The sequence below is a fragment of the Mesorhizobium hunchu genome (assembly GCF_040081975.1).
Lineage (GTDB): Bacteria > Pseudomonadota > Alphaproteobacteria > Rhizobiales > Rhizobiaceae > Mesorhizobium > Mesorhizobium hunchu.
In genome coordinates this window covers 94,321-113,083 of the sequence record NZ_JBEBMG010000004.1, presented here as the reverse complement: position 1 = coordinate 113,083, position 18,763 = coordinate 94,321, and the positions used below count along the sequence as shown (strand labels likewise).

Genomic DNA, 18,763 nt, shown 5'->3' with positions numbered 1-18,763 from the left:
GAGAGGACCGTGGATGGGCGCCGGAGCCTTGAACGATACATCGGAAACGGAGAATCCGGAGCGAGAGCGCTGGCTGGGCCTCGTCGCCAAATCGCTCGGCGGCCGGTCGTTCGAGGACACACTGGTTTCGCGAACCAGCGACGGCATCCGAATCGAACCGCTGACTGAACGCGCGACGGAGCCCCGGCCCTGCCTTCGCGCCAATCCGGCGCAACCCTGGATCGTCTGCCAGCGGATCGACGATCCGGACGTCGAGCGCGCCCGCAGGCAGGTGGCCGAAGACCTGGCGCAGGGCGCCACCGGGCTGTCGCTGGTGTTCGAGGGCGCGCCCAATGCTTTCGGCTACGGCCTGCCGCTGGGCGCCGAAACGCTCGAGGCCGTGCTGGAGGGCGTCTCGCTCAACCAGGTCCATCTGCGCATCGACGTCCATCCGGCCAGCCGTGCCATGGCGGACTGGCTGGTCGCGCTGCTGGCGCGGCGGCGCGCCGACCCCGCAAGGCTCAGCCTTTCCTTCGGCATCGATCCGGCGGCGATCTTTGCCGGCACGGGGCGGCTGCGCATGTCGATCGAGGCGCTGCAGGCGTCCATGCCGCAGTCGCTGGCGCATTTCTTCGCGCTCGACGTCCCGGGCATCCTGCTTGAGGCGAACGGGCGGGTGCTGCACAACGCCGGCGCGACCGAGGCGCAGGAACTGGGCTTCATGCTGGCCTCGGCGGTGGCGCATCTGAGGCTTTTCCAACAGGCGCGGCAGGCGCTCATCTACGCCGCGCCGCATATCGGCTTCGCCGTCAGCGTCGATCAGGACCAGTTTCTTTCCATGGCCAAGATCCGCGCGTTGCGACGCCTGTGGGCGCGCGTTCAGGATGTCTGCTCGATACCGCCGTCCGCGGCCACCATCCACGCCGAAACATCCTACCGCATGCTGGCCGCGGCCGACGCCGAGACGAATATCCTGCGCAACACCGTGGCCGGTTTCGCGGCGGCGGTGGGTGGAGCCGATTCGGTCACGGTACTGCCCCATACGATCGTTCACGGCCTTCCGGCCGCGTTCGCGCGCCGCATCGCCCGCAACACGCAGGTCATCATGGCCCGCGAGAGCCATCTGGATCATGTCGCCGACCCTGCCTATGGGTCCGGAAGCCTGGAGGCGCTCACCGACGGCCTATGCGCCGCGGCCTGGACCGAATTCCAACGCATCGAGGCCGAGGGCGGCGCGCTGGCAAGCCTTCGCGACGGCCATATACAGGCCCGCGTCATGCAGGCCCGCGAGAAGCTGGCGCAGGATTATCGCACCGGGCGCCGCGTCATCCTCGGCGCGACTTTGCATCCGTTGCGGGACGAGCGTCCGGCCGAGACGCTTGCCGCACAAAAACGCCCGCTGCCGACCGACGGGATCGTGCATTGTGAACCGATCCTGCCCTGCCGCGCCGAAGAGCTCGCCGGAACACCGGAATGATACCTGATTTCAGCCATATCGACTGGTTTGCTTCCGATCGGACCGCACCGGAGCCGATCGGGGCCTGGGAGACGCCGGAAGGCATAGCGGTCAAGCGCTTCTACAGCCAGGACGACATCCGCGGATTGCCGGGTCTCGATACATGGCCGGGCCTGCCGCCCTTCATGCGCGGCCCCTATCCGACCATGTATGTGCAGCAGCCCTGGACGATCCGGCAATATGCCGGTTTCTCCACGGCGGAAGAATCCAATGCCTTCTACCGGCGCAATCTCGCCGCCGGGCAGAAAGGCCTGTCGATCGCCTTCGACCTCGCCACCCATCGCGGCTACGACAGCGACCATCCGCGCGTCGCCGGCGACGTCGGCATGGCGGGCGTCGCCATCGATTCCATCCTCGACATGCGCCAGCTTTTCGAGGGCATTCCGCTCGACCAGATGACCGTATCGATGACGATGAACGGCGCGGTGCTGCCGGTTCTGGCGCTCTATATCGTCGCGGCCGAGGAACAGGGCGTGGCGCAGAAGGATCTCGCCGGCACCATCCAGAACGACATCCTCAAGGAGTTCATGGTCCGCAACACCTATATCTATCCGCCGAAACCATCGATGCGGATCGTGTCGGACATCTTCTCCTATACGTCGCAGCACATGCCGAAGTTCAACTCGATCTCGATCTCCGGCTACCACATGCAGGAAGCCGGCGCGACGGCAGACCTCGAACTCGCCTACACCATCGCCGACGGCATCGAATATGCCCGCGCCGGCGTCGCGGCTGGCCTCGACATCGACAAATTCGCGCCGCGCCTGTCGTTCTTCTGGGCGATCGGCATGAATTTCTTCATGGAAGTGGCGAAGCTGCGCGCCGCGCGGCTGATCTGGTCGCAACTGATGGAGAAGAATTTTTCGCCGAAGGATCCGCGCTCGCTGTCCCTGCGCACCCATTGCCAGACCTCCGGCTGGTCGCTGACTGCGCAGGACCCCTACAACAACATCATGCGCACCATGATCGAGGCGATGGCGGCGACGCAGGGTCATACGCAGTCGCTGCACACCAATTCCTTCGACGAGGCGCTGGCGCTGCCGACCGACCATTCGGCGCGCATCGCGCGCAACACGCAGATCCTGCTGCAACGCGAATCGGGCACCACGCGCATCATCGACCCCTGGGGCGGCTCGACCTATGTCGAGCGGCTGACGCACGATCTCGCCCGGCGCGCCATGAGCCATATCGAGGAAGTCGAGAGCCTGGGCGGCATGGCCGCCGCCGTCGAAAAGGGCATTCCCAAGCTTCGCATCGAGGAGGCGGCGGCGCGCACGCAGGCGCGGATCGATGCCGGCGAACAGATGCTGGTCGGCGTCAACGCCTTCCAGCCCGAGCAGGATATAGAGGTCGACGTCCTCAAGATCGACAATGCGGAGGTCAGGGCGCGGCAACTGGCGAAGCTCCAGCAACTCAAGGGCACGCGCGACGTCGGCGCGGTGGAAAGCGCGCTCGATGCGCTGACACGGGCCGCCCGAAGCAACGAGAACCTGCTCGAATTCGCCATCCGCGCGGCCCGTGCCAAGGCAACGGTCGGCGAAATCTCGATGGCGCTCGAAAAGGCCTTCGGCCGCCACGTCGCCTCCGTCCAGACCATCTCCGGCGTCTATCGCAAGGAGTTGGGCGAGACCGCGGCAGTCACAAGGATCGAAGAGCTACTGGCGGCGTTCGAGAAGAAGTCCGGCTCGAAGCCGCGCATCCTCGTCGCCAAGATGGGCCAGGACGGCCACGACCGCGGCCAGAAGGTGATCGCCACCGCCTTCGCCGATCTGGGCTTCGACGTGACGGTGGGCGCGATGTTCCAGACGCCGGAGGAAATCGCCCAGCTTGCCGTCGACAACGACGTGCATATCGTCGGCGCTTCCTCGCTCGCCGCAGGGCATCTGACGTTGGTGCCGGAACTCAGGGACGCGCTGAAGAAACGCGGCCGCGAAGACATACTGATCGTCGCCGGCGGCGTCATCCCGCCCCAGGATTTCGACGCCGTTCTGAAAGCCGGCGCCGCCGAAATCTTCCCGCCCGGTACGGTCATCCCCGAAGCGGCGGAAAGGCTGCTGGAGCGGCTGCTGGCAAACTGAGTTATAATTCCTGTTGCAACCTTCCTTTGGAAGTTATAACAATAGTTGCAATAGGAGATAGCGTCATGAATGCCGTCATTCGCAAAATCGGGAATTCCGAGGGCATCATTCTGCCGAAGGAGCTTCTGGCTGGCTTGAACCTTCGGGCGGGCGACAGCGTGACCCTCATTCGCGAAGGCGACGAAGTGCGCCTGCGGCGAATCGAAGACACTGCGGAAGAGTTCGAGCGCAAGATGAAGCTGGCGCGCGAGCGGATGAAAAAATACGAGACGGTTTATCGCGCCCTCGCGAAATGATCCGGTATCATTCTCGCGAGTTTGTCGAAGCCATGCACGCGGAACAGTTGCGCCTGCATGGCGGCGCAAGCGGAGTTCGGGACATTGGAATGCTGGAGTCGGCCCTGGCTCGCCCGCTTAACAAAGCGGCCTATGGCGAAGTGAGCCTTTTCGAACTTGCGGCTGCGTATCTTTTCGGCATCGTAAAAAACCATCCTTTTGTCGACGGAAACAAGCGAACGGCTCTGGCAGCAGCCGACGTTTTCCTGGCCGACAACGGCTGGAGCCTTGAGGCGGATAAGGACGATCTCTACCAGTTGGTCGTGTTGGTTGCCGCCGGCGATATTGACGAAGAAGGGGCCACGGCTTTCTTTGGGGAGAACTCGACCGAGATCGTAGAGTAGTTACTTCAACCCCACGATCTCCCATTCCCTGCCGTTGACGGTCACCACGTCGCCGACCGCCTTGCCGAACAGCGCCTGCGCCATCGGCGAGACGTGCGAGATGGTGCCTTTCGACGGGTCGGCCTCGTCCTCGCCCACGATCGTCCACGCAACGCCCTTGCCGTCCTCGCCTTCCAGCGTGACGGTCATGCCGAAGCGCACTACGTCGCTGCCGGCTTCGGGGATGGTCAGTTCCGCGTTTTCGCGGCGGGAAAGCCAGTAACGCAGGTCACGGGAAGCCAGCGCGATCTTTTCCCGCTCACCCGGTTCGGCGGCCGCCAGCGTCGTGCGCAATGCGGAAATCTCGGCGTCGATCGCCGCCAGTCCATTCTTCGTCACCAGGTTGCGATGCGGACTGACCGGCCGTTCGCCGATCCCGGCGATGGCGCTTTCATTGTCCTCCTCGCGTGTAAAGGCTCTGCTCATCAAATGAAGGTAGGCTGCCGGCAGATGCCGCACAACCCCGCGCCGGCTCGCCGCCCGGCCTGGCGACGGCATGATCCTGCTGCGCCGGGAGGAGATGATGGACATTGCGCCGAAGCTGAACAGACGCACGCTCCTGACCGCCACGGCCGGCTTCGCGGTGGCAGGCCTGTCGATCGGCCGCGCCCTGTCGGCCAGCCTTTCCGGCATCGAAAACGCAGCGTTGCGCGGATCGATCAGCGCAACGGATCTCGGCGTGCGGACCGGCAGCGGCGAAGACCAGAGTCGTGCCTTCGGGAAGATGCTGAACAAGGCTTCGCGAGAGAATGCGCAGGTTTTCCTTCCCGCCGGCACTTATGTCGTCTCGAAGCTCTCGCTGCCCGCGAGAGTGCGGCTCGTCGGCATGCCGGGCGCAAGCCGCATCGTCTATGTCGGCGGCGGGCAATTCCTCGTCGGCGCGAATGCGGAGCATATCGAACTCACCGGCCTCGTTTTCGACGGGGCGAACCAATGGATCGCGGACGGCACGCAGGCGCTTCTCGACCTGAAAGGCGTCCGGCATCTGGTCATCGACAATTGCCTGGTATCGGCAAGCAGCAAGAACGGCGTCGCGCTGGAGCGCGCGGCTGGCCGCATCGAACGTTCGACAATCTCGGGCGCTGCCGATGCGGGGCTATGGTCCGTCGAAGGCGGCGGTCTTTCCATCACCGGCAATACGGTATCCGATTGCGGCAACGGCGGCATTCTGGTTCACCGCTGGAAGGCGGCGGAAGACGGCACCATCGTCAGCGGCAACCGGGTCGAGCGCATCGGCGCGGCATCCGGCGGCACGGGACAGAACGGCAACGGCATCAACGCCTTCCGCGCCGGCAACGTCGTCATTTCCGGCAACATCGTCTCCGACTGCGCCTTTTCGGCGATCCGCGCCAACAGCGCCAGCAACCTGCAGATCGCCGGAAACACCTGCCTGCGGTCGGGCGAGACGGCGCTTTATTCGGAGTTCGCCTTCGAGGGCGCCATCATTTCCAGCAATCTGGTCGACGGCGCCGCCAACGGCATTTCCATCGTGAACTTCAACGAGGGCGGCCGCATGGCGGTCTGCTCGAACAACATCGTGCGCAACCTGTCCACGACCGGCCCCTACCCTGCCGAAAACGCCGGTTTCGGCACAGGCATCAGCGTCGAGGCGGACACGACGGTGACGGGCAATGTGATCGAGAACGCGCCGCTTTGGGGCATGCAACTCGGCTGGGGGCCCTATCTGCGCAACGTGGCGGTGACCGGCAACGTCATCCGCAAGGCGGGCACCGGCATTGCCGTGAGCGTCGTCGAAGGCGTCGGCCCCACGATCATTGCAAACAACATCTTCGACGGCACGAGAAACGGCGCCATCGTCGGACACCGCTGGTCGGACCCGGTGACCGCCGACCTGGCAACGCTCGGAAACGCCGGCTACGCGCACCTCACCATCGAAGGCAACCACGCGAGCTGAATTCAGGCCAGCGCCACCGTCGGCCTGAGTGCGCCGACTTTCGCACCGGCGCGACTTTCAATAGCCGGCCCGGCGATTTCAATCAGCCGCGCCGCCAGCGCCGTATCGGATTTGAGCAATTTCGCCAGCACCGCCGCGACCATGACTTCCGCGCCCCGCCCCGCGCCATCGTCGCATTTGATGGCGACGCCAAGCCCCAATTCGGGCACAGCCGCGCAATAGACGCCCTCAGCACCCGTCTTGACGAAGATGCGTCCGGGTGCGGCCTGCATCAGCGTCACATCGGCCCTGCCCGTTCCGGAAACCAGGAAGGGCTCGGCCATGCAGGCGTTCAGAAGCCGTTTCGCGGCAGCCGCGCGTTTCGGCCCAAGCCCCTGCCCCGTCGCCATGCGCGCGAAGCCTTGCGCGAAGCTCTTCAACGGTACGGCATAGGTGGGGATGGAACACCCGTCGGTGCCGCGATGATCCGCATCGTGCTTCTGGCCGGTCACCGCCTCCATCGCCTCGCGAACCATCTCCTGCTCCTGGTGGCCAGCCTTGACGTAGCCGCGATGGTCGATGCCGAGGTGACGGCAGGTGCACAGGAAGCCCGAATGTTTTCCCGAGCAATTGTTGTGCAGGGCGTTGGGCGAACCGCCGGAGCGCGCCAACGCGACCGTCGCGTCGTGGCTGGACGGCCAATGCGTGCCGCATTCCAACGCGGTTTCATCCAATCCGGCCTTGGCCAGCATGGCGCGCGCCAGTTCGACATGCTCGGGCTGGCCGGAATGGGAGGCACAGGCCAGCGCCAGTTCTTTCTCGCCGAAGCCGTAAGCATCGGCCGCGCCGCTTTCGACGAAGGGCAGCGCCTGGATCGCCTTGACGGCGGACCGCGGGAAGACCGGCCGGTCCGTATCGCCGATCTCTACAACGGACCCGCCGTCGGCATCATAGACGGCGACCGCGCCGCGATGGGCGCTTTCCACCACCGCGCCGCGCGTCACCTCGACCACAACCGGATTCGTCATCCCATCACCGCCCAGATCGCTGCCTTTTGAAAACGACTATTGCGGCCAACGCCGGCTGGCAAGCAGCCGGCGTTGATCCAGCGTCTTAGGAGATGTCAGCGTATGCGGTCGAGGATCGATACGTAGTTCGCCACGGCCGCGCCGCCCATGTTGAAGATGCCGCCGAGCTTCGCGCCCGGCACCTGTATGCCGCCCGCTTCGCCGGTCAACTGCATCGACGTCAGCACATGCATGGAGACGCCGGTTGCGCCGATCGGATGGCCCTTGGCCTTCAGGCCGCCAGACGGATTGACCGGCAGTTTGCCGTCTTTGGCGGTGTAGCCTTCCATCGCCAGCTTCGCGCCCTCGCCCCTTTTCGCCAGCCCCATCGCCTCGTATTCGATCAGTTCAGCGATGGTGAAACAGTCATGCGTCTCGACGAAGGACAGGTCGTCCAGCGTCACCCCGGCCTTTTTCAACGCCTTCTCCCAGGCCGCTTCGCAGCCCTCGAAGAGCAGGATGTCGCGCTTCGACATCGGCAGGAAATCCTGCACGTGCTCGTTGGCGCGGAAGGCGACGGCACGGCGCATCCCGAGTGCCGTGGTCGCGTCGGTCAGCACAAGAGCAGCGGCGCCGTCCGATACCAGCGAGCAATCGGTGCGCTTCAACGGACCCGCGACATAGGGGTTCTTCTCGCTCTCCTGGCGGCAGAAATCGTAGCCGAAATCCCTGCGCATCTGCGCATAGGGGTTGTCGACGCCGTTCAGGTGGTTCTTGGCAGCGATCATCGCCAGCGCGTCGGACTGGTCGCCGTAGCGCTGGAAATAGGCCTGCGCGATCTGGCCGAAGACCCCGGCGAAGCCGGCCGGGGTGTCACCCTCTTCGGGCAGGTAGGAAGCCTTGAGCAGGTTCCTGCCGATCTCGGGGCCGGGCGTCGTCGTCATCTGCTCGGCGCCCACCACCAGGACGATGCGGGCGGCGTTGGATTCGACGGCGCGGATGCCCTGCCGCACCGCGGCCGAGCCTGTTGCACAGGCGTTCTCGACCCTTGTCGCGGGCTTGAAACGCAGCCGGTCGTCGGTCTGCAAGACGAGGCTTGCGGTAAAATCCTGCGGCGAGAAGCCGGCGTTGAAATGGCCGAGGACGATTTCGTCCACGTCATCGGGGCCGATGCCGGCGTGTTCCATCGCTTCGGCGGCCACCTTGGTGATGAGGCCTTCCAGCGTCTCGCCTTCCAGCTTGCCGAAGCGCGAATGCGCCCATCCCACGATACAGGCGGTCATGGCCGTTCCTTCCCGTCCTATTTTCTCGCCCGCCGATTGAGGCAGGCCTTTGTTCAAATCTGAACCTTCTTCGCGCCTGCGTAAAGATGTTTTGCATCTGCGAAGAAATTCAAATCGATTGATCCAGCCCGTCGGTTATTGATTGATCAGTCAATAAAAAATAAAAGGTACTACAGGAGGGCTTGACCAATGCCGAAGATCGGAATGGAGCCGGTGCGCCGCAGGGCGCTGATCGATGCGGCGATTTCCGCCGTGGGCGAGCGCGGCACGCTCAACGTAACGGTTTCGGAGATTGCTTCGCGCGCCGGCGTCTCCTCGGCGCTGGCGCATCACTATTTCGGGCCGAAGGAAGAGTTGCTGTTCGCGACCATGCGCCAGCTCCTCGCCGACCTCGGCAGCGACTGCGTGGCCGCGCTCAAGAAGGCTGCGACGCCGCGCCAGCGTGTCTCGGCGATCATTTCCGTCAACTTCAACACCGGACAGTTCCGCGAGGAAACGGTGCATGCGTGGCTCGCCTTCTATGTCGAGGCGCAGAACTCCCCGCATCTGCGGCGACTGCTCAGGGTCTATGCGCGACGGCTGCATTCCAATCTCGCCAGCGCGCTGGCCGATCTGGTCGACCGCGCGGAGGCGGCGCGCGTGGCCGAGGCGATCGCGGCGATGATCGACGGCCTCTATATCCGCCGCGCCCTGCGCGACGGCCTGCCCAACCCGGCCAGCGCCACGGCGCTCGTCGAGGACTATGTCGACGCCAAGCTTTCCCGACAGGTGACCCGCCTATGACCTCCCGCCCCAATTTCCTGATCGTCATGGTCGACCAGATGACGGGAACCCTGTTCCCCGACGGGCCGGCCGATTTCCTGCATGTACCGCATCTCAGGGCGCTTGCCGCGCGATCCGCGCGTTTCGCCAACAACTATACGGCCTCGCCGCTGTGCGCGCCGGGCCGCGCCTCCTTCATGAGCGGGCAATTGCCGTCGCGCACCGGCGTCTACGACAATGCGGCGGAGTTCGCCTCCTCCATTCCCACCTTCGCGCATCACCTGCGCGCCGGAGGCTACTACACCTGCCTCTCCGGCAAGATGCATTTCGTCGGACCGGACCAGTTGCACGGTTTCGAGGAGCGGCTGACGACCGACATCTATCCCGCCGACTTCGGCTGGACGCCAGACTACCGCAAGCCCGGCGAGCGGATCGACTGGTGGTATCACAACCTCGGCTCCGTCACCGGCGCGGGCGTGGCCGAGATCACCAACCAGATGGAATATGACGACGAAGTCGCCTTCCTCGCCAACCAGAAGCTCTATGAACTGTCGCGCGTATCCGACGACCCGCAACGGCGCCCGTGGTGCCTGACGGTTTCCTTCACCCATCCGCACGATCCGTTCGTGGCGCGCCGCAAATACTGGGATCTCTATGAAGATTGCCCGGCGCTGGAGCCAGCCGTCGGCTTCATTCCCTACGAGAAGCAGGACCCACATTCGCAGCGGCTTTACAAGGCCAGCGACTACGCTTCCTTCGACATCCAGCCCGAGCAGGTGCGCCGCTCGCGGCGCGGCTATTTCGCCAACGTCTCCTATGTCGACGACAAGCTCGGGGAACTGCTCGATACACTCGAGCGCACGCGCATGGCCGGCGACACGGTCGTCGTCTTCTGCTCCGACCACGGCGAGATGCTGGGCGAGCGCGGCCTGTGGTTCAAGATGAATTTCTATGAGGGATCGGCGCGCGTGCCGCTGATGTTCGCGGGGGGCGACATTGCCGCCGGCCTCGTCTCAACGCCTGTCTCCAATCTCGATCTCTGCCCGACGCTCTGCGACATCGCCGGCATCGACATGAGCGCGGTCATGCCGTGGACAGACGGACAGTCGCTGCTGCCGCTGACGCGTGGCGAGACCCGCGGCGAACCGGTGTTGATGGAGTATGCGGCGGAAGGGTCCTATGCGCCGATGGTCGCCATCCGCGATGAACGGTACAAGTTCGTCCATTGCGAGATCGATCCGCCGCAACTGTTTGATCTTGAATCCGATCCGCTGGAGCAGACCAACCTTGCCGCCGATCCGGCCCACGCCGATCTGGTCGAACGCTACGCGGCGATGGTTCGCGGGCGCTGGGACATGGCGGGTTTCGACAGCGCCGTGCGCGAAAGCCAGGCCCGCCGCTGGGTGGTCTACGAGGCGCTGCGCAACGGCGCCTATTATCCGTGGGACTTCCAGCCGCTCCGGCAGGCCTCCGAGCGCTACATGCGCAACCACATGAACCTCGACACGCTCGAGACCGAGAAGCGTTTCCCACGGGGCGAGTGACATGCAGCCTATCGCCGAAGCGGATTTCGTCATCATCGGGTCGGGCTCGGCCGGCTCGGCCATGGCCTACCGGCTGTCGGAGGACGGCAAGCATTCCGTGATCGTCATCGAATATGGCGGCACGGACGCCGGGCCGCTCATCCAGATGCCGTCGGCGCTGTCGATCCCTCTCAACATGCCGCTCTACGACTGGGGCTTCGCCAGCGAGCCGGAGCCTCACCTCAACGGTCGGGTTCTCGCCACGCCGCGCGGCAAGGTGATCGGCGGCTCCTCCTCCATCAACGGCATGGTCTATGTGCGCGGCCATGCGCGCGACTTCGACCATTGGGCTGAAGAAGGCGCCTCGGGGTGGAGCTTCGCGGACGTGCTGCCCTACTTCAAGCGCATGGAAGACAGCGACGGCGGCGAAGCCGGATGGCGCGGCAGGGGTGGTCCCCTGCATGTGCAGCGCGGCGCGCGCCGCAATCCGCTCTACGCGGCCTTCGTCGAAGCAGGCAAGGAAGCCGGTTTCGAGCTGACCGATGACTACAACGGCGCAAAGCAGGAAGGCTTCGGGCCGATGGAGCAGACGATCAAGGACGGCCGCCGCTGGTCCGCCGCCAACGCCTATCTGCGCCCCGCGCTGAAACGGCCGAATGTGAGTCTTCTCAAGGGCTTCGCACGGCGGGTGGTGATCGAGAATCAACGCGCCGTCGGCGTCGAGATCGAAGCTCGCAAACAGATTCAACTCGTTAAGGCGAAGCGCGAGGTCATCGTCGCCGCCTCGTCCATCAACTCGCCCAAAATCCTGATGCTGTCGGGCATCGGGCCGGCTGCGCACCTGAAGGCAAACGGCATCGAGGTGGTCGCCGACAGACGCGGCGTCGGCGCCAATCTGCAGGACCATCTGGAACTCTATATCCAGCAGGAATCGACGCGGCCGATCACGCTGAACTCCGTCCTCAACCCGCTCTCCAAGGCGTTGATCGGCGCGCGCTGGCTGTTCTTCAAGAGCGGCCTCGGCGCCACCAACCATTTCGAGGCAGCCGCCTTCGTGCGCTCCGCCGCCGGCGTCGATTACCCCGATATCCAGTACCACTTCATTCCCGCCGCCGTGCGCTACGACGGCAAGAAAGCTGCGATGGGCCACGGCTTCCAGGCCCATGTCGGGCCGATGCGCTCGAAATCGCGGGGCTCGGTGACGCTGCGCTCGCCCGACCCTTGGGCAAAGCCGATGATCCAGTTCAACTACATGTCGCATCCAGACGACTGGCGCGACTTCCGCCACTGTATCCGGCTGACGCGCGAGATTTTCGGACAGGCCGCCTTCGATCCGTTCCGGGGCAAGGAGATTTCGCCGGGCAAGGATGTGCAATCCGACGAACAACTCGACGGCTTCATCCGCGACCACGTCGAGAGCGCCTATCATCCTTGCGGAACCTGCCGCATGGGCCGCGCCGACGACCCGACTAGCGTGGTCGATCCCGAATGCCGGGTGATCGGAGTGGATGGCCTGCGCGTCGCCGATTCCTCGATCTTCCCGCGCATCACCAACGGCAATCTCAACGCCCCGTCGATCATGACCGGGGAGAAGGCGTCCGACCATATCCTCGGCCGCACGCCGCTCGCGCCCTCGAACCAGGAGCCATGGATCAATCCACGCTGGCAGGAAAGCGACAGGTGAGTTTTCCGCCCCCTTCCGCTACCATCGCATCGTCGCAGCAAGAGAGACGCCCATGAAAGCCCAGCCGAAAGCCTCGCATTACATCAACGGCCGTTTCGTCGAGGACGAACAGGGCGCGCCGCTGGCCGTGATCTATCCGGCCACCGGCGAGACGATCGCGACACTGCATTCGGCGACGCCCAACATCGTCGAACTGGCGGTCGAGGCGGCGCGCGAGGCGCAACCCGCCTGGGCGCGGCTGAAGCCGGTCGAGCGGGGCCGCATCCTGCGCCGGGCGGCCGACCTCCTGCGCGCCCGCAACGACGAACTGGCGCGGCTGGAGACGCTGGACACAGGCAAGCCGTTGCAGGAAACGCTGGTGGCCGACGCGCCGTCCGCAGCCGACTGCCTCGAATATCTCGGCGGCGCGGTGGCGGCGTTCAATGGAGACTTCGTCGATCTCGGCGGTCCCTTCGCCTATACGCGGCGCGAGGCGCTCGGCGTGTGCGTGGGCATCGGCGCGTGGAACTATCCGATCCAGATCGCCGGCTGGAAGTCCGCGCCGGCACTGGCCATGGGCAACGCCATGGTGTTCAAGCCATCAGAAAACACGCCGCTGTCGGCGCTGGCGCTGGCCGAGATCTACACCGAGGCAGGGCTGCCGGACGGGCTGTTCAACGTGGTGCAAGGTTTCGGCGATGTCGGCGGCGCGCTGGTCGCACATGAAGCCGTCGCCAAGGTTTCCGTCACCGGCTCCGTGCCGACCGGGCGCAAGGTGCTCGGCCTCGCCGGCTCGCTGATGAAGCACGCGACGATGGAACTGGGCGGCAAGTCGCCGCTGATTGTCTTCGATGACGCGGACATTGAAAACGCCATCGGCGGCGCCATGCTCGGCAATTTCTATTCGTCCGGCCAGATCTGCTCCAACGGCACGCGCGTCTTCGTGCAGAAGGGCATCCACGACCGTTTCGTCGACCGCCTGCTGGAACGCACCAAGACCATCCGCATCGGCGATCCGCTCGACCCGGAGGTGCAGATGGGGCCGCTGGTCAACAAGGCACAGCACGACAAGGTCATGGAATACATCGAAATCGGCCAGCGCGACGGCGCCACGCTCGCCTGCGGCGGCAAGACGCCTGCGCTGCAAGGCTTCGAGAACGGCTTCTTCGTCGAACCCACAGTGTTCACCGGCGTGACCGATACGATGCGAATCGCCCGCGAGGAGATATTCGGCCCGGTGATGAGCGTGCTGACCTTCGAAACCGAGGACGAGGTGGTCGAGCGCGCCAACGCCACCGCGTTCGGCCTGGCAGCCGGCGTGTTCACCCGTGACCTTGCGCGCGGCCATCGTGTGATCGGCGAACTACAGGCCGGAACCTGCTGGATCAACGCCTACAATCTGACGCCGGTGGAAGTGCCCTTCGGCGGCTACAAGCAGTCTGGCATCGGTCGGGAGAATTCGCTGGCCGCGCTGGAGCACTATTCGCAGGTGAAGACCGTCTATGTGGAGACGGGCGACGTCGCGAGCCCATACTGAACGATCATCATGTGATGTTCCCTGAGAGATCGTCACATGCCGGAAACAGTTGTTGTCCGAAAGAAATTCGACTGGTCGGAGTGGCAGGATTTGAACCTGCGACCCCATCGTCCCGAACGATGTGCGCTACCAGGCTGCGCTACACTCCGCGACCAGACGGCGGCTTATAGCCGCCGCATTTCGTTCCTGCAAGCCTATAAGAGGCAGTGGGCAAAACTCAAATCGCCGCACCCGCCAGAATATCGGATTCAGATATCCTGCCCCAGGTTCACATGTGTTTTTGCAGCGGCCACACACCATCGCATGCGCGGAACAACTCTTCCAATTCAGTTCGCCACCGCGCCTGCTGCTCGCGTTGGGAAGCGCTGCCAACCCGGCCCTCGGTTCGGCCGCGCAAGGCGTAGTGCTGGGCAGCGTCAGTGACCGTCCCCCGGGCAACCGCATTTCCTGCATCCGGGTATTCCGTCAGATACCAATGCTCATCGACAAGCCGCACCGGCAGGGGCCGAGCTTCAAAGTAGCCGGTCTGCGTGAAATGTTCCCGAAGGGAGGCCAGTTGCCCGGCCTCGTGCGCCGCGGCGACATCCGGATTGTCCGCAGCATAGAGGTGTTCATCAACCGGCAACGCATCGGCCAATTGTGAAAGGAGGAAGCGGAGGAACCGCGTTGGTATCCACACCCTGCCGTCAGGGTTCTGGAGTTCCGGAAAGGCCGCCACGATTTCCGAGAAGTTCGGCAAATATCTATCGTGGGCGCCTATATATTCGCCATCGCTAATATTTGACATTTCATAACCCGCCCGAATCCCGATGACCGGTATGCAATATCCTCGGCAAAATTGTCCAGCATGAATATTCAGTTTGGTAAATTACAAACCTTAAAACCCGTAAACTTTAGGTGAAGGAAAAATCTTCTTTTGCCACTTAATGAATGCGGCGCTTGCAAGTACAGCTTTTCGCAGCACGTATGATTTCGATGGAAGCAGCAACCATGACACGGTCACGCATACTCTTCCCATAAAGCGGGCTGTACCAAATCGCATTCGAAATCTTGCCAGCCAATATCATAGTCTTGAGACCGGAAGCAGGCTCCCGTGATCCGACCGGAACCGCGCCGTGTCGAGCGCGGCCGCCATCAGCGTTTGCGTGTAGGCGTCGCGAGGCGCGTCGAAGATCGCCTCGGTCGGCCCCTCCTCGACGATCCGGCCTTCCTTCATGACAATGATGTAATCGGCCATGGCGCGGACGACGGCGAGGTCATGGCTGATGAACAGATAGGACAGGCCGTGGTCGGCCTGCAGGTTGCGCAGCAGGTCGACGATCTGCTTCTGCACCGAACGGTCGAGCGCCGACGTCGGCTCGTCCAGAACCACGACCTTGGGCTTCAGGATCATGGCTCGGGCGATCGCGATGCGCTGGCGCTGGCCGCCGGAGAATTCGTGCGGATAGCGATTGCGCGCATTGGGGTCGAGACCGACTTCCGTCAGCGCCGCCACGGCGCGCTGGTCCCGCTGTTTGGCGGTCAGGGCCGGTTCATGCACCAGCAGTCCTTCGGTTACGATCTGGCCGACCGTCATGCGCGGCGACAGGGAGCCGAACGGATCCTGGAAAACCAGTTGCAGCTCGCGCCGCAGCGGCCGCATCGCCGAGACGTCTGAATGGGAGATGTCATGATCATCGAAGCGGATCACACCGTCGCTCGGCAGCAGCCTGAGCAGCGCGCGGCCGAGGGTGGACTTGCCGGACCCCGATTCGCCGACGATGCCGATGGTCTGGTTGCGCTTCAGCCGGACCGAAATGTGGTCCACGGCGCGCAGCATCAAGGTCTCGCCGGAGAGAAAACCGCCACCGATGCTGAAGGTCACATCGATGTTGCGGCCTTCGAGCAGGATGGGCGCATTGGCGGGCGGCGGCGCCTTGCGGCCGGTCGGCTCGGCCGCGAGCAGCATTCGCGTATAGGGGTGCTGCGGCTTGGTGAAAACCGCTTCGGCCTCGCCTTCCTCCACCACTTCGCCCCGGCGCATCACATAGACGCGGTCCGCGAAGCGGCGCACGATGCCGAGATCATGCGTGATGAAGACGATGGCCATGCCGAGCTTGCTCTGCAACTCGGCCAGAAGCGACAGAATCTGCGCCTGGATGGTGACGTCGAGCGCCGTGGTCGGTTCGTCGGCGATCAGGATGTCGGGATCATTGGCCAGCGCCATCGCGATCATGATGCGCTGGCGCTGGCCACCCGACAGCTCGTGCGGGTATGACTTCATCCGTCGCTCGGGCTCGGGAATATGCACGAGCCGCAGCAGATTGAGCGCGTGCTCGTGCGCAGCGGAACGGGAAAGCCCGCGATGACGCCGGATCGGCTCGATGAGTTGGCTGCCGATCGTGTAGAGCGGGTCCAGCGAGGTCATCGGTTCCTGGAAGATCATGCTGATCCTGGAGCCGCGGATGGTGTTGACCTCCGCCTTCGACAGACCGAGCAGGTTGCGGCCACGATAGTCGACCGCGCCGGTGGCTTCGCCGTTCGATGCCAGCAGGTTCATGGCGGCCATCATGGTCTGGCTCTTGCCGGACCCCGATTCGCCCACCACCGCCACAGTCTCGCCGGCACCGACATGAAGATTGACGCCCTTCACGGCCTCGACGTCGCCGTCGAGCGTTCGGAAGCGGACCTTCAGGTCCCTCACGTCCAGTATGGTTTCGCGTGCCGTCATGTCAGCGGTCCTTCGGGTCGAGCGCGTCGCGCAGGCCGTCGCCGACGAAGTTCAGGGCGAACAGCGTGGAAACGAGGAAGAACGCCGGGAACAGAAGCATCCAGTTGGCGCTGCCGATGTTGTGCGCGCCGACGGAAATCAGCACGCCCCAGCTCGTCATCGGTTCCTGCACGCCAAGGCCGAGGAAGGAGAGGAAACTCTCCAGGATGATGACATGCGGCACCAGCAGCGTCATGTAGATGACGACCGGGCCGAGCAGGTTCGGGATGACGTGGCGCTTGAGGATGCCGCTCTGGCGCACGCCGAGCGCTTCGGCCGCCTGGACATATTCGTGACGCCTGATCGACAGCGCCTGGCCGCGCACGATGCGTGCCATGTCGAGCCACAGGACCGCGCCGACCGCCAGGAACATCAGCACGAAATTGCGGCCGAAGAACACCACCAGCATGATGACGAAGAAGATGAAGGGCAGCGAATAGAGCACATCGACGATGCGCATCATGACCTCGTCCACCTTGCCACCGAGGAAGCCGGCGGTGGCGCCGTAGACAACGCCGATGGTGACGGCCACCACGCCGGCCAGCAGGCCGATCGCCAGCGATATGCGCCCCGCAACCAGGGTTCGGGACAGCAGGTCGCGGCCGACATTGTCGGTGCCGAACAGGAAATACTGCTGCTTGACGGCGGCGCTGAAGGTCATCTCCAGCCCATCCGGCGACTTTGCTTCCATCCTGGCGTCGTCGAACGTGTCGGAACGGTCGACATAGCGCAGGTAGCGCTCGTCGATCGGCCGCGTTCCCGCCACCGTGATGGTTGCCCTTCCGTCCTCGAGCTTCCAGTCCTTGAGATCGACACGCATGCGCTTGAGCACGTCATCCAGTGCGCCTTTCACCATGTCGGCCCTGGGATAGGCCTCCGTGCTGGGCGGCGTGCGCACGTAATCCGAGTAGATCGTCGTATAGTCGTGCGGCACGAACCAGGGACCGGCGATACATACAAGCGCTATCAGGCCGAGGTAGAACAGGCTGAACATGGCGGCGCGATTGGCCTTCAGCCGCGCCCACGCATCTCCCCAGAGCGAGCGGCCGACGACCACATTGGCGGCCGGTTCGTTATCGACGGCAGCGTCAGTCATAGCGCACCCTCGGATCGACCACGGCATACATGATGTCGACGATGAGATTGAAGACGATGGTGAAGATCGCGATGACCACCACCGTGCCCATCACCAGCGTGTAATCGCGGTTGAGCGCGGCATCGACGAAATAGCGCCCGACGCCCGGAATGGCGAAGATGGTTTCGACGATGATCGAGCCGGTCAGCAGCGCCGCGGCCGCCGGCCCCGTGAACGACACGATCGGCAATATGGCGCCGCGCAGCGCATGGCGCACCACCACGGACCAGTCGGAAAGGCCAAGCGCCCGTGCGGTGCGGATATGGTGCGAGCGCAGCGCCTCGATCATCGACCCGCGCATGAGGCGTGCGACGATCGCGATCTGCGGCAGGGCAAGCGTCAGCACAGGCCCGATCTTGTTGAGCATCGCCCCGCCGCCCCAGCCGCCCACCGGCAGGAGCTTCCAGCTCAGGCCGAAGACGAGCTGGATGATCGGCGCGATGACGAAGGTTGGAATTGTGGAACCGGCCGTCGCCAGCGCGATCACCGCATAGTCGCCCCATCTGTTCTGATTCAGGGCCGCGACAGTACCGAGCAGGCAGCCGAGCAGCAACGCCAGAACCAGAGCGGATGCGCCGAGCTGTATGGAGATGGGAAGGCCCCGGGCGAACAGTTCCCCGACAGTAAAGTCCGGGAGGTTGTAGCTCGGCCCGAAGTCGCCGTGCGACAGGTTCTTCAGATAGTGGCCATATTGCAGCCACAGCGGGTCGTTGAGGCCGTATTCCGCTTCCAGATTGGCCTTGATCTCGGGACTGAGGCCTCGCTCCTGGTTGAACGGCCCGCCCGGCGCGACGCGGATCAGGAAGAACGCCAGCGTCACGATGACGAACAGCGTGGGGATGGCGGTCAACAACCGCCGCAAGACGTAGAGCAGCATGGTCGCCCTCCAGCAAGTGGACAGGCCGCCGCCCGGTCAGGC

Annotated in this window: 16 protein-coding genes and 1 tRNA gene; 9 read left to right on the top strand and 8 right to left on the bottom strand. The window is 64.2% G+C overall.

The window, feature by feature from the left end; all coding sequences use genetic code 11:
• Nucleotides 1–13: 13 nt before the first annotated feature.
• The 4 genes from ABMA46_RS09020 to ABMA46_RS09005 all read left to right on the top strand — a co-directional run bounded on the left by ABMA46_RS09020 (nt 14) and on the right by ABMA46_RS09005 (nt 4,252).
• Nucleotides 14–1,456, top strand: a complete 1,443-nt coding sequence (locus ABMA46_RS09020; RefSeq protein WP_348999011.1) for a methylmalonyl-CoA mutase family protein — start codon at nt 14–16, stop codon at nt 1,454–1,456.
• Entirely contained in the window at nt 1,453–3,573 is a 2,121-nt protein-coding gene (scpA, locus tag ABMA46_RS09015) for a methylmalonyl-CoA mutase (protein WP_348999010.1), read from the top strand. Before ABMA46_RS09020 ends, scpA begins: the two co-directional genes overlap by 4 nt.
• Before the next feature lie 65 nt (nt 3,574–3,638).
• The gene (locus ABMA46_RS09010; RefSeq protein ID WP_348999009.1) at nt 3,639–3,869 is read left to right on the top strand and encodes an AbrB/MazE/SpoVT family DNA-binding domain-containing protein; all 231 of its coding nucleotides are present in this window, start codon (nt 3,639–3,641) and stop codon (nt 3,867–3,869) included.
• On the top strand, nt 3,866–4,252 hold the full coding sequence (locus ABMA46_RS09005) for a type II toxin-antitoxin system death-on-curing family toxin (RefSeq protein ID WP_348999008.1): 387 nt from the start codon (nt 3,866–3,868) through the stop codon (nt 4,250–4,252). Before ABMA46_RS09010 ends, ABMA46_RS09005 begins: the two co-directional genes overlap by 4 nt.
• On the opposite strand, the gene greA is transcribed toward ABMA46_RS09005, so the two are convergent.
• On the bottom strand, nt 4,253–4,717 hold the full coding sequence (greA, locus tag ABMA46_RS09000) for a transcription elongation factor GreA (RefSeq protein WP_348999007.1): 465 nt from the start codon (nt 4,715–4,717) through the stop codon (nt 4,253–4,255). It abuts the gene before it with no gap.
• Between the two features lie 70 nt (nt 4,718–4,787).
• On the opposite strand from greA, the gene ABMA46_RS08995 reads away from it, so the two are divergent.
• Nucleotides 4,788–6,206, top strand: coding sequence for a TIGR03808 family TAT-translocated repetitive protein (locus ABMA46_RS08995; protein ID WP_348999006.1), 1,419 nt, complete (start codon nt 4,788–4,790; stop codon nt 6,204–6,206).
• A gap of 2 nt (nt 6,207–6,208) precedes the next feature.
• Here the strand turns inward: ABMA46_RS08995 and ABMA46_RS08990 are convergent, their stop codons facing one another.
• Nucleotides 6,209–7,213, bottom strand: coding sequence for an asparaginase (locus ABMA46_RS08990; RefSeq protein ID WP_348999005.1), 1,005 nt, complete (start codon nt 7,211–7,213; stop codon nt 6,209–6,211).
• A gap of 95 nt (nt 7,214–7,308) precedes the next feature.
• Nucleotides 7,309–8,475, bottom strand: coding sequence for an acetyl-CoA acetyltransferase (locus ABMA46_RS08985; RefSeq protein WP_348999004.1), 1,167 nt, complete (start codon nt 8,473–8,475; stop codon nt 7,309–7,311).
• Nucleotides 8,476–8,664: 189 nt separating this feature from the next.
• Between ABMA46_RS08985 and betI the strand changes: the two genes are divergently transcribed.
• From betI to betB, 4 genes are read left to right on the top strand one after another with little or no spacing between them, the layout of a single operon-like run.
• Entirely contained in the window at nt 8,665–9,258 is a 594-nt protein-coding gene (gene betI, locus ABMA46_RS08980; RefSeq protein ID WP_348999003.1) for a transcriptional regulator BetI, read from the top strand.
• Nucleotides 9,255–10,781 carry a choline-sulfatase gene (gene betC / locus ABMA46_RS08975; protein ID WP_348999002.1) on the top strand — a complete coding sequence of 509 codons (1,527 nt, stop codon included), beginning with the start codon at nt 9,255–9,257 and terminating at the stop codon, nt 10,779–10,781. The genes betI and betC overlap by 4 nt, the downstream gene beginning before the upstream one ends.
• A gap of 1 nt (nt 10,782) precedes the next feature.
• Nucleotides 10,783–12,444, top strand: a complete 1,662-nt coding sequence (gene betA, locus ABMA46_RS08970) for a choline dehydrogenase (RefSeq protein ID WP_348999001.1) — start codon at nt 10,783–10,785, stop codon at nt 12,442–12,444.
• A 52-nt stretch (nt 12,445–12,496) separates the two neighbouring features.
• Nucleotides 12,497–13,960, top strand: a complete 1,464-nt coding sequence (gene betB / locus ABMA46_RS08965) for a betaine-aldehyde dehydrogenase (RefSeq protein WP_348999000.1) — start codon at nt 12,497–12,499, stop codon at nt 13,958–13,960.
• 72 nt (nt 13,961–14,032) lie between these two features.
• Here betB and ABMA46_RS08960 read toward each other — a convergent pair.
• The 5 genes from ABMA46_RS08960 to oppB all read right to left on the bottom strand — a co-directional run bounded on the left by ABMA46_RS08960 (nt 14,033) and on the right by oppB (nt 18,721).
• Nucleotides 14,033–14,109, bottom strand: a tRNA-Pro gene (locus tag ABMA46_RS08960).
• A gap of 119 nt (nt 14,110–14,228) precedes the next feature.
• A complete protein-coding gene (locus ABMA46_RS08955; RefSeq protein WP_348998999.1) occupies nt 14,229–14,699 on the bottom strand; it encodes a hypothetical protein in 471 nt (156 codons plus the stop codon).
• Nucleotides 14,700–15,023: 324 nt separating this feature from the next.
• On the bottom strand, nt 15,024–16,670 hold the full coding sequence (locus ABMA46_RS08950; RefSeq protein WP_348998998.1) for an ABC transporter ATP-binding protein: 1,647 nt from the start codon (nt 16,668–16,670) through the stop codon (nt 15,024–15,026).
• Nucleotide 16,671: 1 nt separating this feature from the next.
• Entirely contained in the window at nt 16,672–17,805 is a 1,134-nt protein-coding gene (locus ABMA46_RS08945) for an ABC transporter permease (RefSeq protein WP_348998997.1), read from the bottom strand.
• Complete coding sequence (oppB, locus tag ABMA46_RS08940; protein WP_348998996.1) at nt 17,798–18,721, bottom strand: oligopeptide ABC transporter permease OppB; 924 nt, start codon at nt 18,719–18,721, stop codon at nt 17,798–17,800. Before oppB ends, ABMA46_RS08945 begins: the two co-directional genes overlap by 8 nt.
• Nucleotides 18,722–18,763 lie beyond the last annotated feature (42 nt).

Bases quoted from the DNA above. Each gene is read 5' to 3' on its own strand.
- ABMA46_RS09020 (WP_348999011.1), top strand. From the start codon at position 14: ATGGGCGCCGGAGCCTTGAACGATACATCGGAAACGGAGAATCCGGAG.
- scpA (WP_348999010.1), top strand. From the start codon at position 1,453: ATGATACCTGATTTCAGCCATATCGACTGGTTTGCTTCCGATCGGACC.
- ABMA46_RS09010 (WP_348999009.1), top strand. From the start codon at position 3,639: ATGAATGCCGTCATTCGCAAAATCGGGAATTCCGAGGGCATCATTCTG.
- ABMA46_RS09005 (WP_348999008.1), top strand. From the start codon at position 3,866: ATGATCCGGTATCATTCTCGCGAGTTTGTCGAAGCCATGCACGCGGAA.
- greA (WP_348999007.1), bottom strand. From the start codon at position 4,717: ATGAGCAGAGCCTTTACACGCGAGGAGGACAATGAAAGCGCCATCGCC.
- ABMA46_RS08995 (WP_348999006.1), top strand. From the start codon at position 4,788: ATGATCCTGCTGCGCCGGGAGGAGATGATGGACATTGCGCCGAAGCTG.
- ABMA46_RS08990 (WP_348999005.1), bottom strand. From the start codon at position 7,213: ATGACGAATCCGGTTGTGGTCGAGGTGACGCGCGGCGCGGTGGTGGAA.
- ABMA46_RS08985 (WP_348999004.1), bottom strand. From the start codon at position 8,475: ATGACCGCCTGTATCGTGGGATGGGCGCATTCGCGCTTCGGCAAGCTG.
- betI (WP_348999003.1), top strand. From the start codon at position 8,665: ATGCCGAAGATCGGAATGGAGCCGGTGCGCCGCAGGGCGCTGATCGAT.
- betC (WP_348999002.1), top strand. From the start codon at position 9,255: ATGACCTCCCGCCCCAATTTCCTGATCGTCATGGTCGACCAGATGACG.
- betA (WP_348999001.1), top strand. From the start codon at position 10,783: ATGCAGCCTATCGCCGAAGCGGATTTCGTCATCATCGGGTCGGGCTCG.
- betB (WP_348999000.1), top strand. From the start codon at position 12,497: ATGAAAGCCCAGCCGAAAGCCTCGCATTACATCAACGGCCGTTTCGTC.
- ABMA46_RS08950 (WP_348998998.1), bottom strand. From the start codon at position 16,670: ATGACGGCACGCGAAACCATACTGGACGTGAGGGACCTGAAGGTCCGC.
- ABMA46_RS08945 (WP_348998997.1), bottom strand. From the start codon at position 17,805: ATGACTGACGCTGCCGTCGATAACGAACCGGCCGCCAATGTGGTCGTC.
- oppB (WP_348998996.1), bottom strand. From the start codon at position 18,721: ATGCTGCTCTACGTCTTGCGGCGGTTGTTGACCGCCATCCCCACGCTG.